The 20,318-nt window shown below is 53.7% G+C and carries 23 protein-coding genes; 16 read left to right on the top strand and 7 right to left on the bottom strand.

The annotated features are described in order from the left end of the window. Positions 1-4: 4 nt before the first annotated feature. The 6 genes from AC6I8T_RS20325 to coaD all read left to right on the top strand — a co-directional run bounded on the left by AC6I8T_RS20325 (position 5) and on the right by coaD (position 5,888). The gene (locus AC6I8T_RS20325) at positions 5-988 is read left to right on the top strand and encodes a glycosyltransferase (protein WP_497834266.1); all 984 of its coding nucleotides are present in this window, start codon (positions 5-7) and stop codon (positions 986-988) included. Between the two features lie 72 nt (positions 989-1,060). Beyond that, positions 1,061-2,137, top strand: a complete 1,077-nt coding sequence (gene rfaQ / locus AC6I8T_RS20330) for a putative lipopolysaccharide heptosyltransferase III (protein WP_208724422.1) — start codon at positions 1,061-1,063, stop codon at positions 2,135-2,137. After that, entirely contained in the window at positions 2,130-3,263 is a 1,134-nt protein-coding gene (locus AC6I8T_RS20335; RefSeq protein WP_208724423.1) for a glycosyltransferase family 4 protein, read from the top strand. The genes rfaQ and AC6I8T_RS20335 overlap by 8 nt, the downstream gene beginning before the upstream one ends. A gap of 92 nt (positions 3,264-3,355) precedes the next feature. Then, complete coding sequence (gene waaA / locus AC6I8T_RS20340; RefSeq protein WP_021186106.1) at positions 3,356-4,630, top strand: lipid IV(A) 3-deoxy-D-manno-octulosonic acid transferase; 1,275 nt, start codon at positions 3,356-3,358, stop codon at positions 4,628-4,630. Then, complete coding sequence (locus tag AC6I8T_RS20345; RefSeq protein WP_021186105.1) at positions 4,630-5,406, top strand: glycosyltransferase family 2 protein; 777 nt, start codon at positions 4,630-4,632, stop codon at positions 5,404-5,406. Before waaA ends, AC6I8T_RS20345 begins: the two co-directional genes overlap by 1 nt. Then, entirely contained in the window at positions 5,403-5,888 is a 486-nt protein-coding gene (gene coaD / locus AC6I8T_RS20350) for a pantetheine-phosphate adenylyltransferase (protein WP_021186104.1), read from the top strand. The genes AC6I8T_RS20345 and coaD overlap by 4 nt, the downstream gene beginning before the upstream one ends. On the opposite strand, the gene mutM is transcribed toward coaD, so the two are convergent. From mutM to radC, 4 genes are all read right to left on the bottom strand, one after another. Beyond that, positions 5,885-6,694 carry a bifunctional DNA-formamidopyrimidine glycosylase/DNA-(apurinic or apyrimidinic site) lyase gene (gene mutM / locus AC6I8T_RS20355; protein ID WP_208724424.1) on the bottom strand — a complete coding sequence of 270 codons (810 nt, stop codon included), beginning with the start codon at positions 6,692-6,694 and terminating at the stop codon, positions 5,885-5,887. The genes coaD and mutM overlap by 4 nt on opposite strands. A gap of 69 nt (positions 6,695-6,763) precedes the next feature. Continuing rightward, positions 6,764-6,931, bottom strand: a complete 168-nt coding sequence (gene rpmG, locus AC6I8T_RS20360; RefSeq protein ID WP_001051798.1) for a 50S ribosomal protein L33 — start codon at positions 6,929-6,931, stop codon at positions 6,764-6,766. A gap of 11 nt (positions 6,932-6,942) precedes the next feature. Further along, the gene (gene rpmB / locus AC6I8T_RS20365; protein ID WP_013511031.1) at positions 6,943-7,179 is read right to left on the bottom strand and encodes a 50S ribosomal protein L28; all 237 of its coding nucleotides are present in this window, start codon (positions 7,177-7,179) and stop codon (positions 6,943-6,945) included. 243 nt (positions 7,180-7,422) lie between these two features. Then, on the bottom strand, positions 7,423-8,076 hold the full coding sequence (gene radC, locus AC6I8T_RS20370; RefSeq protein WP_208724425.1) for a RadC family protein: 654 nt from the start codon (positions 8,074-8,076) through the stop codon (positions 7,423-7,425). 193 nt (positions 8,077-8,269) lie between these two features. Between radC and coaBC the strand changes: the two genes are divergently transcribed. The 3 genes from coaBC (at position 8,270) to slmA (ending at position 10,640) form a co-directional block, all read left to right on the top strand. After that, positions 8,270-9,490, top strand: coding sequence for a bifunctional phosphopantothenoylcysteine decarboxylase/phosphopantothenate--cysteine ligase CoaBC (gene coaBC, locus AC6I8T_RS20375; RefSeq protein ID WP_497834267.1), 1,221 nt, complete (start codon positions 8,270-8,272; stop codon positions 9,488-9,490). Beyond that, positions 9,468-9,926, top strand: a complete 459-nt coding sequence (gene dut, locus AC6I8T_RS20380) for a dUTP diphosphatase (RefSeq protein WP_013511034.1) — start codon at positions 9,468-9,470, stop codon at positions 9,924-9,926. The genes coaBC and dut overlap by 23 nt, the downstream gene beginning before the upstream one ends. 117 nt (positions 9,927-10,043) lie before the next feature. After that, complete coding sequence (gene slmA / locus AC6I8T_RS20385; RefSeq protein WP_021186099.1) at positions 10,044-10,640, top strand: nucleoid occlusion factor SlmA; 597 nt, start codon at positions 10,044-10,046, stop codon at positions 10,638-10,640. Positions 10,641-10,676: 36 nt separating this feature from the next. Here the strand turns inward: slmA and pyrE are convergent, their stop codons facing one another. Then, a complete protein-coding gene (gene pyrE, locus AC6I8T_RS20390; protein WP_021186098.1) occupies positions 10,677-11,318 on the bottom strand; it encodes an orotate phosphoribosyltransferase in 642 nt (213 codons plus the stop codon). A gap of 49 nt (positions 11,319-11,367) precedes the next feature. After that, positions 11,368-12,084, bottom strand: coding sequence for a ribonuclease PH (gene rph, locus AC6I8T_RS20395; RefSeq protein ID WP_021186097.1), 717 nt, complete (start codon positions 12,082-12,084; stop codon positions 11,368-11,370). A 144-nt stretch (positions 12,085-12,228) separates the two neighbouring features. On the opposite strand from rph, the gene AC6I8T_RS20400 reads away from it, so the two are divergent. Next, complete coding sequence (locus AC6I8T_RS20400) at positions 12,229-13,413, top strand: NupC/NupG family nucleoside CNT transporter (protein ID WP_036627752.1); 1,185 nt, start codon at positions 12,229-12,231, stop codon at positions 13,411-13,413. 79 nt (positions 13,414-13,492) lie between these two features. Here AC6I8T_RS20400 and AC6I8T_RS20405 read toward each other — a convergent pair whose 3' ends face one another. After that, entirely contained in the window at positions 13,493-13,936 is a 444-nt protein-coding gene (locus AC6I8T_RS20405; RefSeq protein WP_021186095.1) for a DUF3574 domain-containing protein, read from the bottom strand. A 151-nt stretch (positions 13,937-14,087) separates the two neighbouring features. Here AC6I8T_RS20405 and AC6I8T_RS20410 point away from each other — a divergent pair, with 151 nt between their 5' ends. The 6 genes from AC6I8T_RS20410 (at position 14,088) to AC6I8T_RS20435 (ending at position 20,295) form a co-directional block, all read left to right on the top strand. Then, a complete protein-coding gene (locus AC6I8T_RS20410; protein WP_208724427.1) occupies positions 14,088-14,951 on the top strand; it encodes a YicC/YloC family endoribonuclease in 864 nt (287 codons plus the stop codon). A gap of 403 nt (positions 14,952-15,354) precedes the next feature. After that, on the top strand, positions 15,355-16,278 hold the full coding sequence (gene lpxP / locus AC6I8T_RS20415) for a kdo(2)-lipid IV(A) palmitoleoyltransferase (RefSeq protein ID WP_208724428.1): 924 nt from the start codon (positions 15,355-15,357) through the stop codon (positions 16,276-16,278). Positions 16,279-16,446: 168 nt separating this feature from the next. Beyond that, positions 16,447-17,868 carry an efflux transporter outer membrane subunit gene (locus AC6I8T_RS20420; protein ID WP_497834268.1) on the top strand — a complete coding sequence of 474 codons (1,422 nt, stop codon included), beginning with the start codon at positions 16,447-16,449 and terminating at the stop codon, positions 17,866-17,868. A gap of 70 nt (positions 17,869-17,938) precedes the next feature. After that, positions 17,939-19,084 (top strand): alanine racemase, encoded by a 1,146-nt coding sequence (locus AC6I8T_RS20425; protein ID WP_437180267.1) that lies wholly within the window; start codon positions 17,939-17,941, stop codon positions 19,082-19,084. Between the two features lie 112 nt (positions 19,085-19,196). After that, entirely contained in the window at positions 19,197-19,592 is a 396-nt protein-coding gene (locus AC6I8T_RS20430; RefSeq protein WP_208724430.1) for a polyketide cyclase, read from the top strand. Between the two features lie 355 nt (positions 19,593-19,947). Beyond that, positions 19,948-20,295: a hypothetical protein gene (locus tag AC6I8T_RS20435; protein WP_235056630.1), complete on the top strand. Its 348-nt coding sequence runs from the start codon at positions 19,948-19,950 to the stop codon at positions 20,293-20,295. The last annotated feature ends 23 nt before the right edge of the window (positions 20,296-20,318 follow it).

Here is a 20,318-nt window from a genome sequence, read left to right on the forward strand (position 1 = left end):
AAGTATGCCCTTCCCTCTCCTCTCCATCATCACCCCAATGTACAACGCCGGGGTGATGCTGGACTCTTTTATGCAATCACTGCTGACGCAGACGCTGACCAATCTGGAGATCATCATTGTCAATGATGGTTCTACCGATGGCTCCGGTGAGCGTGCTGATGTTTATGCACAGCAGCACGCACAGGTGAGGGTAATCCATCAACCGAATGGTGGTGTATCGCGCGCGCGAAACGCGGGTCTGGCCGTAGCACGCGGCAAGTATGTGACTTTTCCAGACGCCGATGACACCATGAATCCGACGATGTATCAGACCTTAGTCGAAATGGCTGAAAGTGATAACCTCGATGCCGCCCAGTGCAATGCTGAATGGTTCTTTCAAGCCAGCCAACTTATCAAGCCGTTGATACCCCATGACCGGTTAAGGTCCACCGAAGTACTGCGTGGTCCGGAATGGTTAAATCGGGCGCTGAAGACCCATCGCTATATGCATGTTGTTTGGCTGGGTATTTATCGTCGCGAGTTAATTGAACAACTACAGTTGTATTTTGCACCCGGGTTACATCATCAGGATATTCCCTGGACGACGGAATTCATGCTCAACGCTCAACGTGTACGCTACACCGATCGCGTGCTTTATCGTTATTACATGCACGATAGTTCTGTCAGCAATCGCAAGCGCACGGGTGAAAAGAATGTGGCCTATCAACGCCATTACCTGAAAATTGCCCAAATGCTGGAGGAGATCAATGCCCGCTACCAGCATAAAGTGACAATCTACCCGACGTTTCATTATCAGATTACGCACGAAGCGTTGAGCGTCTGCCATAGTATTCGCCGTGAACCCGATGCGGGTGCGCGCCAGGCGATCATTCATGACATCTTCGCGACCCAAACGCATAGGCGTATGCTGCGTAATGCGCGTGGCATCCGGCAATGGTATCAGTTGCTGTTGTGGTTAAGTCGTCTTTATCGCTGGCGTAAGAAATAAGCGCCGCGCCTGGCTTTCACCCCTGGTGGGTTTGCCCTACAATCAGCTCACTGAATTTTGAGATCATTTAGTATGGCAAGCCCGATTCCAGACCACTTTTCACCCCAAAATATTCTGCTGATAAAGCTGCGCCATCATGGCGATATGCTGCTGACCACGCCGGTGATCAATGCACTTCGCCAACGTTACCCACAAGCCAATATTGACGTCCTGTTGTATAAAGAAACGCGCCCAATGCTGGAAGCTCATCCGGCCATTCGGCAACTGCACATCATCGATCGCAACTGGAAAAAGGAAGGCGGCTGGCAGAAATTCCGCCATGAAGTTGCGTTGATTTCTGCTGTACGCGCGTGCCATTACGATCTGGTGATTAATCTGGCGGATCAGTGGCGTAGCGCCATTCTCACCAAACTTTCTGGTTCCCCGTTTCGTATTGGTTTCGCCTTTCACAAGCGCGATAGCGCCATCTGGCGCTGGTGCCATAACCTGCTGGTGAGTACCGATGATCACGGTAATCTCCACACCGTTGAACAAAATATGTCGGCACTGTCCCCTCTCGGCATCACCGCGGCAGGGGCCAAAGCGTCTATGCATTTCAGCGCCGCCGACCAGCAAAAAGTGCAGGAAATATTAGCCCGGCAACAGGTCAATGCACCTTATGTGGTAGTGCAACCCACTTCACGCTGGGAATTCAAATGCTGGGATGATGAAAAAGTCGCGCAGTTAATCGACGCTCTGGCCGCAGACGGTCATACCGTGGTGCTGACCTCCGCCCCGGATAAAAAAGAGTTGGCGATGATTGAACGTATCCGGTCCTTGTGTCAGAGCGACAATGTCGTATCACTCGCCGGTCAATTCTCTTTGCCACAACTGGCGGCACTGATCGCCAAAGCCCGATTGTTTATTGGTGTCGATTCCGCGCCGATGCATATGGCTGCCGCGCTTGATACGCCCTGCCTGGCGCTGTTTGGCCCCACTAAGCTACAGTTCTGGCGTCCCTGGGGCGATAATAATCGCATTATCTGGGCCGGTGATTACGGCCCCCTGCCCGACCCGGACTCCATCGACACCAAAACGCACCAGCGCTACTTAGCGATCATCCCGGTTGCCGATGTGGTCGCCGCGGCAAGGAGTTTTTTGCATGACTAAGCTACGCCTGGCAATTGTCCGGCAGAAGTATCGTCCGGACGGCGGGGCCGAGCGCTTTATTTCGCGCGCGCTGGAAGCACTGGACAGCGAGCAACTGGACCTCAATATCATTACTCGCAGCTGGCAAGGCACGCCAAACCCGGCCTGGCATCTGCACATTTGCAATCCGACCAAATTTGGCCGTGTCTCGCGTGAGCGTGGCTTTGCCGTGGCCGCCCGCGCCTGCTGGGAACGGGAAAAGTTTGATATTGTGCAGAGCCACGAGCGTATTGCGGGTTGCGATATCTTTCGCGCAGGCGATGGCGTGCATCGTGTCTGGCTGGAGCAACGCGCGCGTATTGTCTCATCATGGCAGCGCCTGAGCGCCTCGCTTAGCCCTTATCATCGCTACGTATTACAGGCCGAACGCGAAATGTTCAATGCACCGTCGCTGAAAGCGGTAATCTGTAATTCAGAGATGGTAAAGCAGGATATTTTGCGTTGTTTCTCGTTAGATGCCAGCAAGATCCATGTCATTCACAACGCTATTGATAGCCAACGTTTTCAACCGGCTACCGCAGCACAGCGCGACATATCACGCCAGCAGCTCCGGCTGCCGCAGAACGCGACGGTGATGATTTATGTTGGCTCCGGTTTTGAACGCAAAGGCTTAAAAGCGGCAATTGAAGCCGTTGCGCGCAGCGATCGCTTCCTGGTTGTCGTCGGCCAGGACAAGCAGATGACGCGTTATCAGCAGCTGGCTAACCAACTGAATTGTCTGGATCGCCTGAGATTTGTTGGTGTGCAGCAGGACGTGCAGCCTTTCTATCATGCTGCCGATGCCTTGCTGCTGCCAACACTCTATGATCCTTTTCCGAATGTGGTGCTGGAAGCCATGGCCTGCGGGTTGGCGGTGATCACCAGTACCGGTTGCGGCGGCGCTGAATTCATTCAGGCTGGTCAGGAAGGCTTCGTATGTGATGCTTTGGATATCAAAGCGTTGAATGAAGCCGTGCTGGCAATTCCATCACTTTCGCAGAACTCCGCACTGGGTGAGGCCGCACGCCGCAGAATTGAACCTTATGGTCCACAACGACTGGCACAAGCGCTGACCTCGCTTTACCAGCAAGTGCTTAAGCCTGTTTGACGAAGGGGTATGAGCAGGCGTCAGGTTTCTGATAACATGCCGTCATCTTGATTTCTTATGCTTTTTGACGCGAACCTGTCGTAACGATAACTATGACGATTCTATACACAGCCCTGCTCTACCTGATCCAGCCTCTTATCTGGCTGCGCCTGTGGCTGCGCGGTCGAAAAGCCCCGGCGTATCGCAAACGCTGGGCGGAGCGCTATGGCTATTGCAGTGGAAAAGTTGAGCCGAACGGCATTGTGCTGCATTCAGTTTCGGTGGGAGAAACCCTCGCTGCGGTGCCGCTGGTGCGCGCGCTACGCCATCGCTACCCGACACTGCCGATTACCGTGACCACCATGACACCCACCGGTTCAGAACGTGCACAATCGGCGTTTGGCAAAGATGTGCATCACGTTTATCTGCCTTACGATCTGCCGGGTGCCATCAATCGTTTCCTTGATACGGTCAATCCCAGACTGGTGATCATCATGGAAACCGAGCTGTGGCCCAACATTATCCGTATTCTGCATCAGCGTCAGATCCCGTTAGTGATTGCCAATGCGCGTCTCTCGGAACGCTCCGCGAAAGGCTACAAAAAGCTGGGCGGCTTTATGCGCGACCTGCTGCAACGCATCACTTTGATTGCGGCGCAGAATCAGGAAGATGGCGACCGTTTTCTCAGCCTCGGGCTAAAACGTTCACATCTGGCGGTCACCGGTAGCCTGAAGTTTGATATCTCAGTTACGCCGGAGCTGGCAGCTAAAGCTGTCACGCTACGTCGCCAGTGGGCACCGCGTCGCCCGGTGTGGATTGCCACCAGCACCCACGATGGTGAAGAAGCGATTGTGCTGGATGCGCATCGCCGTCTGTTGGCGCAATTTCCCGACCTGCTGCTGATTCTGGTACCGCGCCATCCGGAACGTTTTAAAGATGCCTGTGAACTGACGCAGAAGCGTGGTTTCAGTTTTACGCTACGCAGCAGCGGCGAGATCCCTTCCAGTGCTACGCAGGTGGTGATTGGCGATACCATGGGTGAACTGATGTTGTTGTACGGGATTGCCGATCTGGCCTTTGTCGGCGGCAGCCTGGTGGAACGTGGCGGTCATAACCCGCTCGAACCCGCCGCCCATGCGATTCCGGTACTGATGGGCCCGCATATCTGGAACTTCAAAGATATCTGCGCCAGGCTGCAACAGGCGGAAGGGCTGATTACCGTGACCGATGTGGTGTCACTGGAGAAAGAAGTCGCCAATCTACTACAGGATGATGACTATCGTCGCTACTATGGTCGCCACGCCGTTGACGTACTGCATCAAAATCAGGGTGCATTACAGCGTCTGCTACATTTACTCGAACCCCATTTGCCACCGCGAGCACACTAATGTCGCAACGCCAACGTCTCTCCGTGGTGATGATCGCCAAAAATGAAGCGGAACTGCTGCCGGAGGCATTGGCTTCCGTCAGTTGGGCGGATGAGATCGTGGTGCTGGATTCCGGTAGCCATGATGCAACCGCTGAGGTTGCTCGTCAGCATGGCGCTCAGGTGTACCAGGCGGAAGCCTGGGCAGGATTTGGCAAACAACGTCAGCGCGCACAAGCCAGGGCCAGTGGCGATATGATTTTGATGATCGATGCCGATGAGCGCGTTACCCCGCCGCTACGCCACGCCATCGAGCAGGTGTTGGCGCAGCCTCCTGCCGCTACCGTCTACAGCCTGAACCGCAGCAACCTGTTTCTTGGTCGCTTTATGCGGCACAGCGGTTGGTATCCCGATCGCGTGATGCGCCTGTATCCGCGCCACCTGAACTACAACGATAATCTGGTGCATGAGTCGCTGGAAACGCAAGGTGCCCCGGTCGTCAGGCTGGAGGGGGATTTACAACATCTGACCTGCCGCGATTTGGTGGTGTTCCAGCGCAAACAGTTGAACTACGCTGAAGCCTGGGCTCAGGAGCGCTTTCAGCGCGGCAAACGCTGCGGAATTTTCTCCATCTTCAGTCACACGCTTGGGGCATTTCTGAAAACCTTGCTGCTGCGTGCGGGTTTCCTTGATGGTAAACAAGGCTGGATTCTGGCTGTGGTTAACGCGCAGTACACCTTCAATAAATATTCGGCGCTGTGGGCGCTGCATCACACCTCAACACAAGGCCGCGTATGAGCACCAAAGCGATTTATCCCGGCACCTTCGATCCCATTACTCTCGGTCATCTGGATATCGTCACACGCGCTGCCCGGATGTTCGACCACATCGTGCTGGCAATTGCCGCCAGTCCGAGTAAAAAGCCGCTGTTCAGCCTGGATGAACGTGTTGATCTGGCACGCCAGGTCACGGCGCATCTGGGAAATGTTGAGGTGATCGGCTTCAGCGATTTGATGGCGAATTTCGCCAAGGCTCAACAGGCGAATGTGTTGGTGCGTGGCCTGCGTGCTGTCTCCGACTTCGAATATGAGCTACAGCTGGCACATATGAATCGCCATCTGCTGCCTGACCTCGAAAGCGTGTTTCTGATGCCATCCGAAGGTTTCTCGTTTGTTTCATCTTCGCTGGTAAAAGAAGTGGCACGTCACCAGGGCGACGTGCAGGCATTTCTGCCTGCCGTGGTACATCAGGCACTGCTGAGTAAGTTAGCGCAGCCTTAATGCTGGCAGCGTGGACACCAGAAGGTGCTGCGTTGCCCATGCTTGCCACTGACGATTGGCGTGCCGCAGGCACGACACGGCTCACCGGCCCGACCATAAACCTGTAATTCCTGGGCAAAATAGCCTGGCTTGCCGTCGGTTTGCAGAAAATCACGCAGCGTCGTGCCGCCCTGCTCAATCGAGCGTAACAATACTGCCTTGATGGTATTGGCCAAGAGCGTCGCTTCAGTCTGGCTCAGGCTCATCGCCGGACGATCAGGGATGATCCCGGCAGTAAACAGCGATTCGCTGGCGTAAATGTTTCCCACGCCCACGACCACTTTGTTATCCATCAGCCATTGTTTGATCACCGTGCGTTTACCGCGAGATTTTTCAAACAGATAGTCGCCATCAAATTCGTCGCTGAGCGGTTCCGGACCGAGATGCGCCAGCACGCTACTGCCCGCCAGGTCATGGGCCCACAGCCAGGCACCAAAGCGACGCGGATCGGTATAACGCAACACTTTGCCGTTACTCATCACCAAATCAACATGGTCATGCTTAGCTGGTGGCAGTTCGCCGGGAAGCATGCGCAGGCTACCGGACATGCCGAGATGAATGATAATCCAGCCATGCGGCAACTCCAGCAGCAGATATTTCGCACGACGCTGTACACTCAGAACCAGCTGGTCGCTTAGCGCGTGGATTTCGCTGGAAACAGGCCAGCGCAAGCGGGAATTGCGCACGACGGCGTGCAGAATGGTTTCGCCCACTAAATGGGGTTCTATGCCGCGTCGGCTGGTTTCTACCTCGGGTAATTCAGGCATCTCATCTCCTCAACGAACCGCAGAAACAAAAAACCCGGCCGAAGCCGGGTTTTTCGCAGAACACTAAAATTACTTAATTTTAGCTTCTTTGTAGATCACATGCTGACGTACAACCGGATCGAACTTTTTCAGTTCCAGTTTCTCAGGTTTAGTACGTTTGTTCTTCGTGGTGGTATAGAAGTGACCTGTACCAGCAGAGGAAACCAGCTTGATCTTCTCACGAATACCTTTAGCCATGATTCAGTTCCTTAGTACTTCTCACCACGGGCGCGGATTTCGGCCAGAACCGTATCGATGCCCTTCTTATCAATAACACGCATACCTTTAGCAGATACACGCAGAGTAACGAAGCGCTTCTCGCTCTCAACCCAGAAACGGTGTGAGTGCAGGTTCGGCAGGAAACGGCGTTTCGTCGCGTTCAATGCGTGGGAACGGTTGTTACCGGTCACCGGACGCTTTCCAGTTACCTGGCAGACTCGTGACATGTCTATTCTCCAAAAATCAAATCAGCTCGAGCTTTAAAAACTAGGTTTTGGCCGCCTCGTCAGGCCTTAGCCCGCCCAGGCGAGTTCCATGTGAACCCGCTAAGCTGGCCCAAACGCCAAACCCGAGATTCTCAAAGGTGGCGTAGTATACGCCGGTCAGCGCTGGTGCTCAAGTCCCGAACAAATAAAGATCCCTATGGATCGCGCAAAAACACACCGTTTCCGCCGGTTTCGTCACCAGAATTACAGCCAGCCACGCTCGGCAAAGGACGTAAACTCGCCATGACCGATCACCAGATGATCAAGCAGTCGGATATTCAGCAGTGTACAAGCCTTGCTGATTCTTTGGGTAATTTCCCGGTCAGCGCGGCTGGGTTCGGCAATGCCTGAAGGGTGATTGTGTGCCAGAATCACTGCCGCCGCATTGAGTTTTAGCGCTTCACGCACAATTTCGCGCGGATGGACTTCCACGCTGTTTATCGAGCCGGAAAACATTTTTTGCGCCTGTAAAACGCGGTGCTGATTGTCGAGAAACAGCGCCATAAAAATTTCCCGTTCCTGATGCGCCAACACGCTTTGCAGGTAGTGGCGTGTCACCTGCGGGTTTTCCATCACGTTTTCACGCGCCAACTGGCTGGCAAAGAAACGCCTTGCTGTCTCAGCCACCGCCTGAAGCTGAGTAATCTTGGCTACCCCTACGCCTTTAGTATCCGCCAACTGCTCCTGGTTGGCGCTCAAGACATCATACAGTGAGCCAAATTTATTCAGCATCTGTCGCGCCAGTGCCATAACGCTGACGCCGTAGGAACCGGTACGTAAAAAAATCGCCAGCAGCTCCTCATCATTCAGCGCTTCAGCGCCCTTCGACGCCAGTTTCTCTCTTGGTGCCAGTTCCATGATTACGCCCTCTTCCCTGCGTTGCGGCCATCCTGAACCAGCAACGTGGTGAAATCCAGCCAGTTTATGGGGTTTTCAGAGCCGCCTCGCAAAGGTCGCAACCCGTGAAAATGGCGCGAGTGGTTTTTGTGGTAAAGTTGCGTTATCTGCCGCGCCTGGCGCGGCAATCTGCGTTGAACCGAGGCGATTGAAAATGACGGGATTAGCCGGAAAAAAAGTTCTGCTGGGCGTAAGTGGCGGCATTGCAGCCTATAAAGCACCGGAACTGGTAAGACGATTGCGCGATCGCGGTGCCGATGTGCGTGTGATGATGACCGAAGCGGCCAAAGCGTTTATTACGCCCCTCAGCCTCCAGGCCGTATCGGGGTATCCGGTATTTGACGATCTGCTTGACCCGGCAGCCGAAGCCGCAATGGGCCACATTGAGCTGGCGAAATGGGCAGACCTGATTTTGCTGGCACCGGCTACCGCTGACCTGATTGCCCGCGTCACCGCTGGCATGGCGAACGATCTGGTGACCACAACCTGTCTGGCAACCGCGGCCCCGATTGCCATCGTGCCTGCCATGAATCAGCAAATGTATCGTGCTGCCATTACGCAGGAGAACCTGCAACGCCTGCATGCGCGTGGTGTGTTGATTTGGGGACCAGACAGCGGCAGCCAGGCCTGTGGCGATATCGGACCGGGACGGATGCTCGATCCGCTGGCGATTGTAGCTTATGCGCTGGAATGGGCCTCACCCGTCAACGATCTGCAACATCTCAACATTATGATCACCGCCGGACCGACCCGTGAGGCTCTCGACCCGGTACGTTACATCACCAATCACAGCTCAGGTAAAATGGGGTTTGCCATTGCCGCCGCCGCCGCCAGACGCGGGGCGAAAGTGACGTTGGTTGCCGGTCCGGTCACGTTGCCCACACCCGCATGGGTGCAACGCGTGGATGTCACGAGTGCTCAGGAGATGGAAGCGGCAGTGATGGCGCAAATCAGCCAACAACATATTTTCATTGCCAGCGCAGCCGTGGCAGACTACCGGGCGGCAAATATTGCCGCAGAGAAAATCAAAAAACAGGGTGGCGATGATAATGTCACACTGCAACTGGTGAAGAATCCCGACATCGTGGCGGGGGTGGCGGCACTCAAAGAGGGCCGTCCCTATGTCGTCGGGTTTGCCGCCGAAACCCGGAATGTGGAAGAATACGCGCGGCAAAAACGGGTACGTAAAAATCTCGACCTGATTTGCGCCAATGATGTGGCAAAAGCGGGCCAGGGGTTCAATAGCGACACCAATGCTCTTCACCTTTTTTGGCAGGAAGGAGAAAAAGTCTTACCGCTCAGTGATAAGACGCTCCTTGGCCAACAATTATTAGACGAGATTGTCAGCCGTTATGATGAAAAAAATCGACGTTAAAATTCTTGATGCGCGCGTAGGAACTGAGTTCCCGCTGCCGACTTATGCAACCTCGGGTTCAGCCGGACTGGATTTACGCGCCTGTCTGGATGAGGCACTGGAAATCACCCCAGGCAGCACCGTGCTGGTGCCGACTGGCCTGGCGATTCATATTGGCGATCCCAGCCTCGCGGCCGTCATTCTGCCTCGCTCCGGTCTTGGCCATAAGCACGGCATCGTGCTGGGTAACCTGGTGGGTTTGATCGACTCCGATTATCAGGGTCAGCTGATGGTTTCTGTCTGGAATCGTGGGCAGGATAGCTTCACGCTGAACCCAGGTGACCGTCTGGCACAGCTGGTCTTTGTACCTGTGGTGCAAGCCGAGTTTAATCTGGTGGAAGATTTTGACGCCAGCGTGCGTGGCGCGGGCGGCTTCGGTCACTCTGGCCGTCAGTAACACGCGCTTTTCGCTTACGCCTCTGCCCTTGCTTCTTTTCTGCTCTGTGCGCATTGAACACAGGGCAGACGCGTGAGTGTTGCCTGTTTATGGTGAATTTCAGGGGTCTTGAAGGTCATGGCAGAAAAAAAGGTCGCGAAGCGCAACCGTCGCGAAGAAATTTTGCAGGCACTGGCGCAAATGCTGGAGTCGAGCGATGGCAGCCAACGCATCACCACCGCGAAACTGGCGGCCAGTGTAGGTGTTTCTGAAGCGGCACTCTATCGTCACTTTCCCAGCAAAACACGCATGTTTGACAGCCTGATCGAGTTTATCGAAGACAGCCTGATTACGCGCATCAATCTAATCCTGAAAGATGAAAAAGAGACGGTGGCGCGCCTGCGTCTTATCGTGCAATTGCTTCTGGGATTTGGTGAGCGTAATCCGGGACTGACGCGTATTCTGACCGGCCACGCATTGATGTTTGAGCAGGACCGCCTGCAAGGACGCATCAATCAGCTGTTTGAGCGCATTGAAGTGCAGCTACGCCAGGTGATGAAAGAGAAGAAGATGCGTGATGGTGAAGGCTTCCAGACCGATGAAACCCTGCTCGCCAGCCAGCTATTGGCGTTCTGCGAAGGGTTGCTGTCGCGCTATGTCCGTTCTGAATTCCGCTATCGTCCCACCGCGGATTTCGATACCCGCTGGCCATTGTTGGCGGCACAACTGGTTTAACTGTCGCGGCGCGATAAATCGCGCCGCAACGGATGATTAAATCCCGTACTCTTTACGATACGCGCGCACTTTCGCCAGATGGTCTGCCATCTCCGGCTTCTCTTCCAGATAATCAATCAATTCCGCCAGAGTAATGATTGCCGTGACTTTACAGCGGTAATCGCGCTCCACTTCCTGAATCGCCGAGATGTCACTACGACCACGCTCCTGACGATCGAGAGAAATCAGCACGCCCGCCAGAGTGGCGTTATGGGCGTTGATGATGTCCATTGATTCGCGAATCGCCGTACCTGCGGTGATCACATCATCCACCAGCATCACTTTGCCCTGGAGCGGGCTGCCAACCAGCAGGCCACCTTCGCCGTGATCTTTGGCTTCTTTACGGTTGAAGCAGTAAGGCACGTCACGGTCATGATGATCGGCCAGTGCTACCGCAGTGGTGGTGGCGATCGGAATGCCTTTGTAAGCCGGACCAAACAGCAGGTCAAAATCAACACCGCCATCCACCAGGGCCTGCGCGTAAAAACGACCTAACAACGCCAGATCACGCCCGGTATTAAACAGACCAGCATTGAAGAAATAAGGGCTTTTGCGCCCGGATTTCAGGGTGAACTCACCAAACTTCAATACCCCTTTGTTCAGGGCGAACTCAATAAACTGACGCTGCCAGGCTTTCATTTCTCACTCCTCAAATAAAGAAAAGGCGACTCTCTGGTCGCCTGTTACATCAATCTGCTAACGCCGCTTTCTGCGCCACAATTAATTGCTCAATCCCGCCGCGCGCCAGCGCCAACAGTTGCAGCAACTCGTCATGGCTGAACGGTTCACCTTCTGCCGTGCCCTGCACTTCAATCATGCGGCCATCTTCCAGCATCACCACGTTCATATCGGTTTCTGCGGCAGAATCTTCCACATATTCAAGATCGCAACGCGCTTCGCCTTCAACGATACCGACAGAAATGGCGGCGACCATGCCTTTCAACGGACTGGATTTCAATTTGCCATCCGCCACCAGCTTGTTGAGAGCATCAGCCAGTGCTACACAGGCCCCGGTGATGGACGCGGTGCGCGTGCCACCATCAGCCTGAATCACGTCACAATCCAGCGTGATGGTGTATTCACCCAGCGCCTGCAAATCGACTGCGGCGCGCAGCGAGCGAGCGATCAGGCGCTGAATCTCCAGCGTGCGGCCACCCTGTTTGCCTTTAGCCGCTTCACGCGCCATACGGCTGTGCGTAGAACGCGGCAACATGCCGTACTCGGCGGTGACCCAGCCTTGCCCCTGGCCTTTGAGGAAACGCGGTACGCCTTCGTCAACGGTGGCAGTGCACAGCACTTTGGTTTCACCGAACTCAACAAGGACCGAGCCTTCGGCATGTTTGGTGTAGTGACGAGTGAGGGTGACGGGACGCACTTGATTGGCGTGTCGGCCTGCTGGACGCATGGTTTCTCTCCGGCTTGCTTAGGTTTGGCTGCGCATTATACGGACTTCCTCTGCGCCTGTCCTGTCCTGAGGCGGCACAATCGCAGATGAAATTCCGCTCGCTCTGTGGCTAAATGCGCGTTTTCCCACTTAAAAAGATAAATGATGACAGCGATACTCCATTTCCTGCTGGCGCTGGTGGTGATCTTTGCCCTTGCGCTTCTGGTCAGCCACGACCGTAAACAGATTCGTCCACGTTTTATTCTGCAATTGCTGCTGGTAGAAGCCGCACTCGGCTGGTTTTTCCTGCACTCCGCCAGCGGCCTGGCGGTGGTGAGTTCTGTGGGTGGTTTCTTCGAAACGCTGCTGACCTTCGCAGCTCAGGGCAGCGATTTTGTCTTCGGCGGCATGAGTAAACAGGGCCTGGCGTTTATTTTCCTCGGCGTGCTCTGCCCGATTGTTTTTATCTCTGCACTAATCGGTATTTTGCAGCATTGGCGAATTCTGCCGTTGTTGATCCGTCTGGTCGGCACCCTGCTGTCAAAAGTTAACGGCATGGGCAAACTGGAGTCGTTTAACGCGGTCAGCACCCTGATTCTTGGGCAATCGGAAAACTTCATCGCCTACAAAGGTATTCTGGGTGATATCTCCGCGCCGCGCCTCTACACCATGGCGGCAACGGCGATGTCCACGGTATCTCTCTCCATCGTTGGCGCTTATATGACGATGATTGAAGCGAAATACGTGGTCGCTGCGCTGCTGCTCAATATGTTCAGCACCTTTATTATCCTGTCGATCATCAACCCGACGCGCGCACAGGATGAAGAACATATCGCGCTCGATAAGCTGCATGAGGATCAGAGCTTTTTTGAAATGCTGGGGGAATACATTCTCGCCGGGTTCAAAGTAGCGATGATTATTCTGGCGATGCTGATTGGTTTTATCGCGCTGATTGCCGCCGTGAACGCGCTGTTTGCTGCCGTGTTCGGCTACAGTTTCCAGCAATTACTGGGGTACGTATTTTATCCGTTCGCCTGGTTGGTCGGCATTCCCTCTGCGGATGCGTTACAGGCGGCCAGCATCATGGCGACAAAACTGGTTGCCAATGAATTTGTGGCAATGATCGAGCTGAAAAAAGTGGCTGCCGAAATGACGCCGCGCGGTCTGGGGATTTTGTCGGTATTCCTGGTGTCGTTCGCCAACTTCGCCTCGATCGGCATCGTCGCCGGAGCGATTAAAGGGCTGAACGAAGCGCAGGGTAACGTGGTATCGCGCTTCGGCTGGAAACTGGTGTACGGATCAACGCTGGTCAGTTTGCTGTCTGCGGCGTTTGCCGGATTGTTTATCTGATACGAATTCGTAGCGGCGCGATTTATCGCGCGCTGCCAGAAAAACCTGCGCGATAAATCGCGCCGCTACGGAAACTATTTTAAAAACCCACGCACACCAGACCATCAACCCGCATTACCGATTCCTGGCTGAAGCGTTTCTTGTAGATATCACGCAATGCGTTGATGTTGTCTGAGCTGGCACGATCTGGCGAATGAATTAGCATCAGCGCTTTGCTGTTTTCACGCGCCAGTTTGCCATTCTCCCCCAGCCACTGCCCTTTGGCGTCATACACCGACAAGCCATCTTTGAAGCGCGGCGTAACATCGCTATCGACAAAATGCTGCCACTCCTGCTCAGTCACCGTGCCGCCCTGCGGTTTACTCATGCCAAACCACAACGTGGTTTGCATCATCATATCCCCACCGGCACACACCGGCGTCGGCGTGCTGGTTGGCGCAGACTGGGTGATGGTAGTGGGATGCGTCTGACAGCCTGCCAGCAGCAATGCCAATGCGAAAGATGCGATAAATTTTGTTGCCATACAGATTTCCCTGAACTGAATGCCCGTCGCTATCATAGGTGTCTGGTTTGAAAAGGCCAGTGCTTAGCTGCCCATATTTCAGGCTTTTACCTGTCATGCCATAGCGTAGCTCGCTATAATTCACTAAATTTTCTTCACACGAGTATCGCTTATGATCCGCAGTATGACCGCTTACGCACGTCGCGAAGCCAAAGGCCACTGGGGCAGCGCCGCCTGGGAACTCCGCTCCGTTAACCAGCGCTACCTGGAAACCTACATCCGCCTGCCAGAGCAGTTCCGCAGCCTGGAACCCGTCATTCGCGAGCGTATTCGCAACCGACTGACACGCGGCAAAATTGAGTGCAACTTGCGTTTTGATGCCGATCCGGGCGCGCAGGGCGAACTGATTCTCAACGAATCGCTGGCAAAACAGCTGGTCCAGGCGGCCAACTGGGTGAAAATGCAGAGCGATGAAGGTGCGATCAATCCACTGGATATTCTGCGCTGGCCGGGTGTGATGTCAGCAAAAGAGCAGGATCTCGACGCCATTAATGCCGAACTGCTGGCCGCGCTGGATGGTGCACTCGATGACTTTATCACCGCGCGCGAAACCGAAGGTGCAGCTCTGAAAACCCTGATTGAACAGCGCCTTGATGGCGTAACCCAGGAGGTCAGCAAAGTTCGTGTGCAGATGCCTGAAGTATTGAAGTGGCAGCGCGAACGTCTGGTGACCAAACTGGAAGAAGCCGAAGTCCAGTTAGAAAACAATCGTCTGGAGCAGGAACTGGTGATGATGGCGCAGCGTATTGATGTCGCCGAAGAACTGGACCGCCTGGACGCGCATGTAAAAGAAACTTTCAACATTCTGAAGAAGAAAGAAGCGGTCGGTCGTCGCCTCGATTTTATGATGCAGGAGTTCAACCGTGAGTCGAACACCCTGGCATCGAAATCGATTAACGCCGACATCACCGCGTCAGCAATTGAGCTGAAAGTGTTGATTGAGCAGATGCGCGAGCAGATTCAGAATATTGAGTAACATCTGTACTGCCCCCCATTTCTGCCGGGGGGCAGTACAACAAATCAGTATAGTTCCTGTTCGCTAGTCGATTTTTTTCAACGCGCAACGTAAATAATGCGTAAAGATTCGTACCCAGCCATGTCTGTTTGGGACACCCCTTAACCACTTCGACAGTGTTAAATGCCTCCCAATCCGCTTATAATCTATTGTTAATCAAGATATATCTGTCCGTTATCAAGACAATTCTTCTTGATAATTCCCCGTTCAATGAATCCATTCAATCTTAAAGATTGCGGAGATTAGGTTTCTTTAACGGCACTATTTGCTAATCTGCTGGTCGAAATTAAGACTGCTGTACCGCGCCCTGAACACCTGGACCTGCTTCTATGTGCGATACATTCACTGATCACATGAAGGTGTTATGAAAAAAACCGGGCAGTTCTGCTCTCAACTCCTCCACCCTCGCTACTGGTTTACCTGGTTTGGGTTGGGCGTGTTATGGCTACTGGTACAACTTCCTTACCCCATCCTTATCCGTCTCGGGGCCGGTGCTGGCAAACTGTCACGCCGCTTCCTGAAACGCCGCGAGCGCATTACGCGTCGTAATATTGAACTCTGCTTTCCTCACATCAGTGATGAAGAGAAAGAGCAGATGATCGCGGGCAACTTTGCCTCCCTGGGCATGGCGCTGGCGGAAACGGGCATTGCCTGGTTCTGGTCGGATCGTCGGGTGCGCCAGTTGTTTCAGGTGAGTGGTATGGCCAACCTGAAAACCGCCCAAGACCATAAACGAGGCGTGATGGTAATTGGCGTGCATTTTATGTCATTGGAATTGGGCGGCCGCATCACCGGGCTGTGCCAGCCAATGATGGCGATGTATCGCAAACATAACAATCAGGCGATGGAGTGGGCGCAAACCAAAGGCCGTATGCGTTCCAACAAAGCCATGATTGACCGGCGTGACCTGCGTGGCATGGTGCAAGCGCTGAAACAGGGCGAAGCCGTTTGGTTCGCTCCAGACCAGGACTACGGCCCGAAAGGCAGTGTCTTTGCGCCGCTGTTTGCCGTTGAGAAAGCGGCAACGACCAACGGGACTTTTGTGTTATCACGTCTGGCTCGCCCGGCGATGCTGACTATCGTGCTGATTCGTAATCCGCAGAAAAACGGCTATCAGTTGATCATCCAGCCGGAGTTGGAAAACTACCCACATGATGATGAATCCGCTGCGGCCGCTTACATGAACAAAGTGATCGAGCGTGAAATCCTGCGTGCACCTGAGCAATATCTCTGGCTGCATCGCCGCTTTAAAACCCGCCCGCCAGGTGAAGCGTCGCTCTACGTCTGACCTGATGCAGCAGGCTCCGGCCTGCTGCCTGACCCGCCAAAAAACATTTCACAACCATTCTTAACGAAAAACAGGTTTGTCAAAATTTGCACAGCCTTTTGTAATGGTCGCCATTTCCTTTTCCTGACCAAACTTATGACTCTGCTTTTGACTTCACCCCGGCGAGCGATGCTCGCAATTGCGGTTGCCAGCGCGCTGCTGGCCGGTTGCGCCAATCCTCACGGCTTACATACCAGCAACCATATGCTTGATGCCAATACATTGCAGGCACAGGACACGCTGAAAAATGCCCACTTCAGCACCGCTAACTGGCCGAAAACGCAATGGTGGCAAAGTTTTGACGATGCTCAGCTTAATCATCTGATTAACGATGCCATGGCCTCCAGCCCAGACCTGCAAGTAGTAAACGCCCAGGCCGACAAAGCCAATTCACAGGTTATCGCCGCCAACGCTGAACGTTATCCGGATGTCGATCTTAACGCCGGGATTACCCGCTCACGGGTAGCAAAAGTGGACGACCCGCTGCTAGAGGGCAAAACCTACAGTACGCTGCGTACCGCCAACGTAGGTCTGAGCTACACCTTTGATTTATGGGGTGGGAAGAAAGATGCAGCCGAAGCAGCACTCGGCCAGGCGCGCGCCAGCGAACTGGATCGCCAGGCCAGCCAGTTAACCCTGGCCGCTAACGTCACGCGTGCATGGAACAACCTTAATCTGGCGTGGACCAATGCCGATCTGGCAAAACAGGCCGCCGATCGTGCCAATGGCATCGCCAAAATTCAGCAGCAATATGTTTCCGCCGGACTCACGTCTGACTATCAATACAAGCAGGCGTTATCGCAGCAAAAAACCGCTGAAGCCTCGCTTACGGAAGCAAAACAGGACGTCACCGACGCCGGTATTCAACTTTCGACGCTGGTCGGCAAAGGCCCGGATTACTGGCATAACCTGAAGCCAGCGAAACTGAACGTACCCACCGCTGCACTGCTGCCAGGCAATATTCCAGCCGATCTGCTGGGTCGCCGCCCGGATGTAGTCGCCGCACGTTGGCGAGTAGAAGCGGCAGCGAAAGACATCGCCGCGACCAAAACCGAGTTCTATCCCAATATCAACCTGGTGGCGGAAGCCGGTACACGCTCACTGCTGGGTGACGCTTTGTTTGGCGCGCCGAGCCGCTTCTTTAATGTTGGGCCAAGCCTGTCGCTGCCAATTTTTGATGCCGGTAAGCGCCGTGCCGATTTAGCTGAAAGTGATGCCAACTGGGATCTGGCGGTGGCGCAATACAACAAATTGCTGATTAGTTCGCTGGGTAATGTCAGCGATACCATCACCCAGTTGCAGTCCATTCAGGATCAACTGGCACAGCAGGAAAGTGCCAACCAGCTGATTCACAGTGCCTGGGATGACCTGAACCGCGAATATGCAGCGGGCCTGCGTCCATATCTGGACGTATTGACCATCCAGAATCAGTTAATCGAATCCGACCAGAAACTGGTGGCGCTTAAAGCCCAGCAGATCAATCTGGCGGTGGTGTTGATTGAAGATTTAGGTGGTGGATTCCATAACGGGGATGCTACGCCCCACAGTTAAGCGGATGGCTGGTATTCTGCCGCAGGTTGGTGAATGATGGTTCGCTCATTGGCTCAACCTGCGGATAATCATGATGGAACAAGATATTGAGGCTGGCTGGCTCCGGCCTCTTATTGCTGACCGACTTACCCCTTTTATGGAGATTGATGCAGCTCGCCTGCAACGCAATCTTCAGCAGATGCAACAAAAAGCCGATGCGGCTGGCGTTGCTCTGCGTCCTCATATCAAAACCCATAAAAGCGTCTGGATAGCCCGGCAACAACGAGCGCTTGGCGCGCGTGGTGTTACGGTGTCAAAACCGAGCGAAGGTGTCGCCTTTATTTTAGGGGGCGAGCGTGACCTGCTACTGGCTTATCCGGTGGTGCTGGCCGATACGTTGACCGAATTACTTCAGGTCGCCGCAGAAAACCATGCCCGTATTACCTGCATTGCTGACTCCCTGAATGGCGTGTCTGCGTTAGCAACAGCGCATCAGCAACAGCCGACAGCGGAGCTGGCGGTTGCCATCAAGGTGGATGTTGGGCTGCATCGGGTGGGGGTCGATCCTGAAAGTGATGCTGCGCTGACGCTGGCTGAAGCTATCAATGCCGCCGGACTTCCTTTTGCCGGGCTGGTTTCTCATGCCGGCCAGGCTTATGGTGCCGGTCATCCCGCCGCCATCTGCGAGGTTGCCCGTCAGGAAATCGCACTGATGCGTGGTGTTCAGCAACGCCTGATGTCTGCGGGATTTACGCCTTGCCCAATCTCTGTCGGCTCAACCCCCACGGCACTGGCGGCCCCGGTTGCGGAAGGCAGCAATGAAATTCGTCCCGGTAATTACGCGTTACTTGATCTGACGGCCTGGCGTTTAGGCTTATGTACGCCAGACGCGCTGGCGTTAAGTGTGGTCACGCGCGTGGTGGCGGTGAATACGCATTACGCCATTATCGATGCGGGCTCCAAAATGCTCAGCTCCGATAAAGGCCCCCACGGCACCAATGCCAGCGGTTTCGGCATTGCCGTGGATGAGCAAGGGAATCAATTTGAGGTGGTGAAATTATCCGAGGAACACGGCTTCCTGCAATTTAGCCATCAGGCTCCCGCTGTGGGGGCGCTACTGCGTATCTTCCCCAACCACAGTTGTGCGGTTGTGGCACAGTCCGACCGCTTTGTGTTGCGCCATGCCGACGGTTTGGCTGAAGTGCTCAACATAGAGGGACGGGGCAAGTTCATCTGACCACGAGGCTTTTTCTGGAAACCTCTTCTGCGCCACACTTCCGGCACCGGGCCGTTTCCAGCCCGGTGACCGCGTGCTTTAATGCCTCTTTATCCGCCCAACAGGAGGTCCCATGCTGCCATCTCAGACAGTGACTCTGACCATTCCACGTAACTGGTTAGATTTATATGAAACCATCTGGAAACCCGAGTGTTTCGCAAAATGGGCAAGCGGGCTAAGTAGCAGCACGCTAACGCAGGAAGGGAATATCTGGAAAGCCAAAGGACCTGAAGGCACGGTAAAGATTCGTTTCACGCCGCACAATCCATTTGGCGTAATGGATCACTGGATCGATACCGGCATCGGTAAGGAGATCTACATGCCGATGCGGGTGATTGCGAACGAACAAGGTGCCGAGGTGGTGATAGTCGTTTACCGTCAGCCACTAATGTCTGATGAGAAATTTGCCCAAGACGTTGCATGGGTAAAACGTGATCTGGATAACCTTCTACACCTTTTAACCCATTAGAATCAATGAATTATAAAAACTTTCTTACTCAGCTATTCTCTGGCAGTAATCGGCACTGACAAACAATTTTTCTTCACCAAAGCCTTTAACTGTTTTGCACATTTTGTGGCCGTTTTTCATTGTAACCACCAGTTTGGCTAACGCTTCCGTACCAGGAAAATTCCTGGTACGGAAGTCATCTCTCACTTCAGGTCCACTGATTTTCTGACGTTTTTTTTATCCGGGCTGAAAAACGTTATTTACCCTCTCTGACAATAACGTAAAAGACTAATAGATCCCTTACCCTTCTCATTATATTTTCAGATGAAAAAACCAAAACCATTTATTATTGAGTGTCATTTATAGGAGTTTTCTCATGGTGTTAATTCAAATAAAACACGGTATAACTCCCTTACACACAGCAGTACTTAATAATAACAATGGCAGGGTAAATAACATGGACCGCTCAACCTATCCTTTATTGTCAGAAAGAGAATTCGTTGAGATTGCCAGAAGGATTTTGGCTGGGGAATATAATTATCAAAATGGATTTTATCGTGATCTGGCTGATTTTCTTCTGACAGGAGGAGATAGTGCTATGACACAAAAACAATTGCACACCAGGGGCGTCTTTTTAAATTCAGAACATCATTTGATCGAATGCATCATTACATGGCAATCACTGAAAGGTATTTCAGGGCTTCGCCAGGATTGGCTGCACTGATGAAATATGTGCTCTGGCCTTGT

The sequence above is a fragment of the Pantoea sp. X-Soil-OKNW-556 genome (assembly GCF_059730695.1).

What these genes read in the sequence shown, in the direction of transcription:
- AC6I8T_RS20325 (WP_497834266.1), top strand. Translation starts at nt 5, where the DNA reads ATGCCCTTCCCTCTCCTCTCCATCATCACCCCAATGTACAACGCCGGG.
- rfaQ (WP_208724422.1), top strand. Translation starts at nt 1,061, where the DNA reads ATGGCAAGCCCGATTCCAGACCACTTTTCACCCCAAAATATTCTGCTG.
- AC6I8T_RS20335 (WP_208724423.1), top strand. Translation starts at nt 2,130, where the DNA reads ATGACTAAGCTACGCCTGGCAATTGTCCGGCAGAAGTATCGTCCGGAC.
- waaA (WP_021186106.1), top strand. Translation starts at nt 3,356, where the DNA reads ATGACGATTCTATACACAGCCCTGCTCTACCTGATCCAGCCTCTTATC.
- AC6I8T_RS20345 (WP_021186105.1), top strand. Translation starts at nt 4,630, where the DNA reads ATGTCGCAACGCCAACGTCTCTCCGTGGTGATGATCGCCAAAAATGAA.
- coaD (WP_021186104.1), top strand. Translation starts at nt 5,403, where the DNA reads ATGAGCACCAAAGCGATTTATCCCGGCACCTTCGATCCCATTACTCTC.
- mutM (WP_208724424.1), bottom strand. Translation starts at nt 6,694, where the DNA reads ATGCCTGAATTACCCGAGGTAGAAACCAGCCGACGCGGCATAGAACCC.
- rpmG (WP_001051798.1), bottom strand. Translation starts at nt 6,931, where the DNA reads ATGGCTAAAGGTATTCGTGAGAAGATCAAGCTGGTTTCCTCTGCTGGT.
- rpmB (WP_013511031.1), bottom strand. Translation starts at nt 7,179, where the DNA reads ATGTCACGAGTCTGCCAGGTAACTGGAAAGCGTCCGGTGACCGGTAAC.
- radC (WP_208724425.1), bottom strand. Translation starts at nt 8,076, where the DNA reads ATGGAACTGGCACCAAGAGAGAAACTGGCGTCGAAGGGCGCTGAAGCG.
- coaBC (WP_497834267.1), top strand. Translation starts at nt 8,270, where the DNA reads ATGACGGGATTAGCCGGAAAAAAAGTTCTGCTGGGCGTAAGTGGCGGC.
- dut (WP_013511034.1), top strand. Translation starts at nt 9,468, where the DNA reads ATGATGAAAAAAATCGACGTTAAAATTCTTGATGCGCGCGTAGGAACT.
- slmA (WP_021186099.1), top strand. Translation starts at nt 10,044, where the DNA reads ATGGCAGAAAAAAAGGTCGCGAAGCGCAACCGTCGCGAAGAAATTTTG.
- pyrE (WP_021186098.1), bottom strand. Translation starts at nt 11,318, where the DNA reads ATGAAAGCCTGGCAGCGTCAGTTTATTGAGTTCGCCCTGAACAAAGGG.
- rph (WP_021186097.1), bottom strand. Translation starts at nt 12,084, where the DNA reads ATGCGTCCAGCAGGCCGACACGCCAATCAAGTGCGTCCCGTCACCCTC.
- AC6I8T_RS20400 (WP_036627752.1), top strand. Translation starts at nt 12,229, where the DNA reads ATGACAGCGATACTCCATTTCCTGCTGGCGCTGGTGGTGATCTTTGCC.
- AC6I8T_RS20405 (WP_021186095.1), bottom strand. Translation starts at nt 13,936, where the DNA reads ATGGCAACAAAATTTATCGCATCTTTCGCATTGGCATTGCTGCTGGCA.
- AC6I8T_RS20410 (WP_208724427.1), top strand. Translation starts at nt 14,088, where the DNA reads ATGATCCGCAGTATGACCGCTTACGCACGTCGCGAAGCCAAAGGCCAC.
- lpxP (WP_208724428.1), top strand. Translation starts at nt 15,355, where the DNA reads ATGAAAAAAACCGGGCAGTTCTGCTCTCAACTCCTCCACCCTCGCTAC.
- AC6I8T_RS20420 (WP_497834268.1), top strand. Translation starts at nt 16,447, where the DNA reads ATGCTCGCAATTGCGGTTGCCAGCGCGCTGCTGGCCGGTTGCGCCAAT.
- AC6I8T_RS20425 (WP_437180267.1), top strand. Translation starts at nt 17,939, where the DNA reads ATGATGGAACAAGATATTGAGGCTGGCTGGCTCCGGCCTCTTATTGCT.
- AC6I8T_RS20430 (WP_208724430.1), top strand. Translation starts at nt 19,197, where the DNA reads ATGCTGCCATCTCAGACAGTGACTCTGACCATTCCACGTAACTGGTTA.
- AC6I8T_RS20435 (WP_235056630.1), top strand. Translation starts at nt 19,948, where the DNA reads ATGGTGTTAATTCAAATAAAACACGGTATAACTCCCTTACACACAGCA.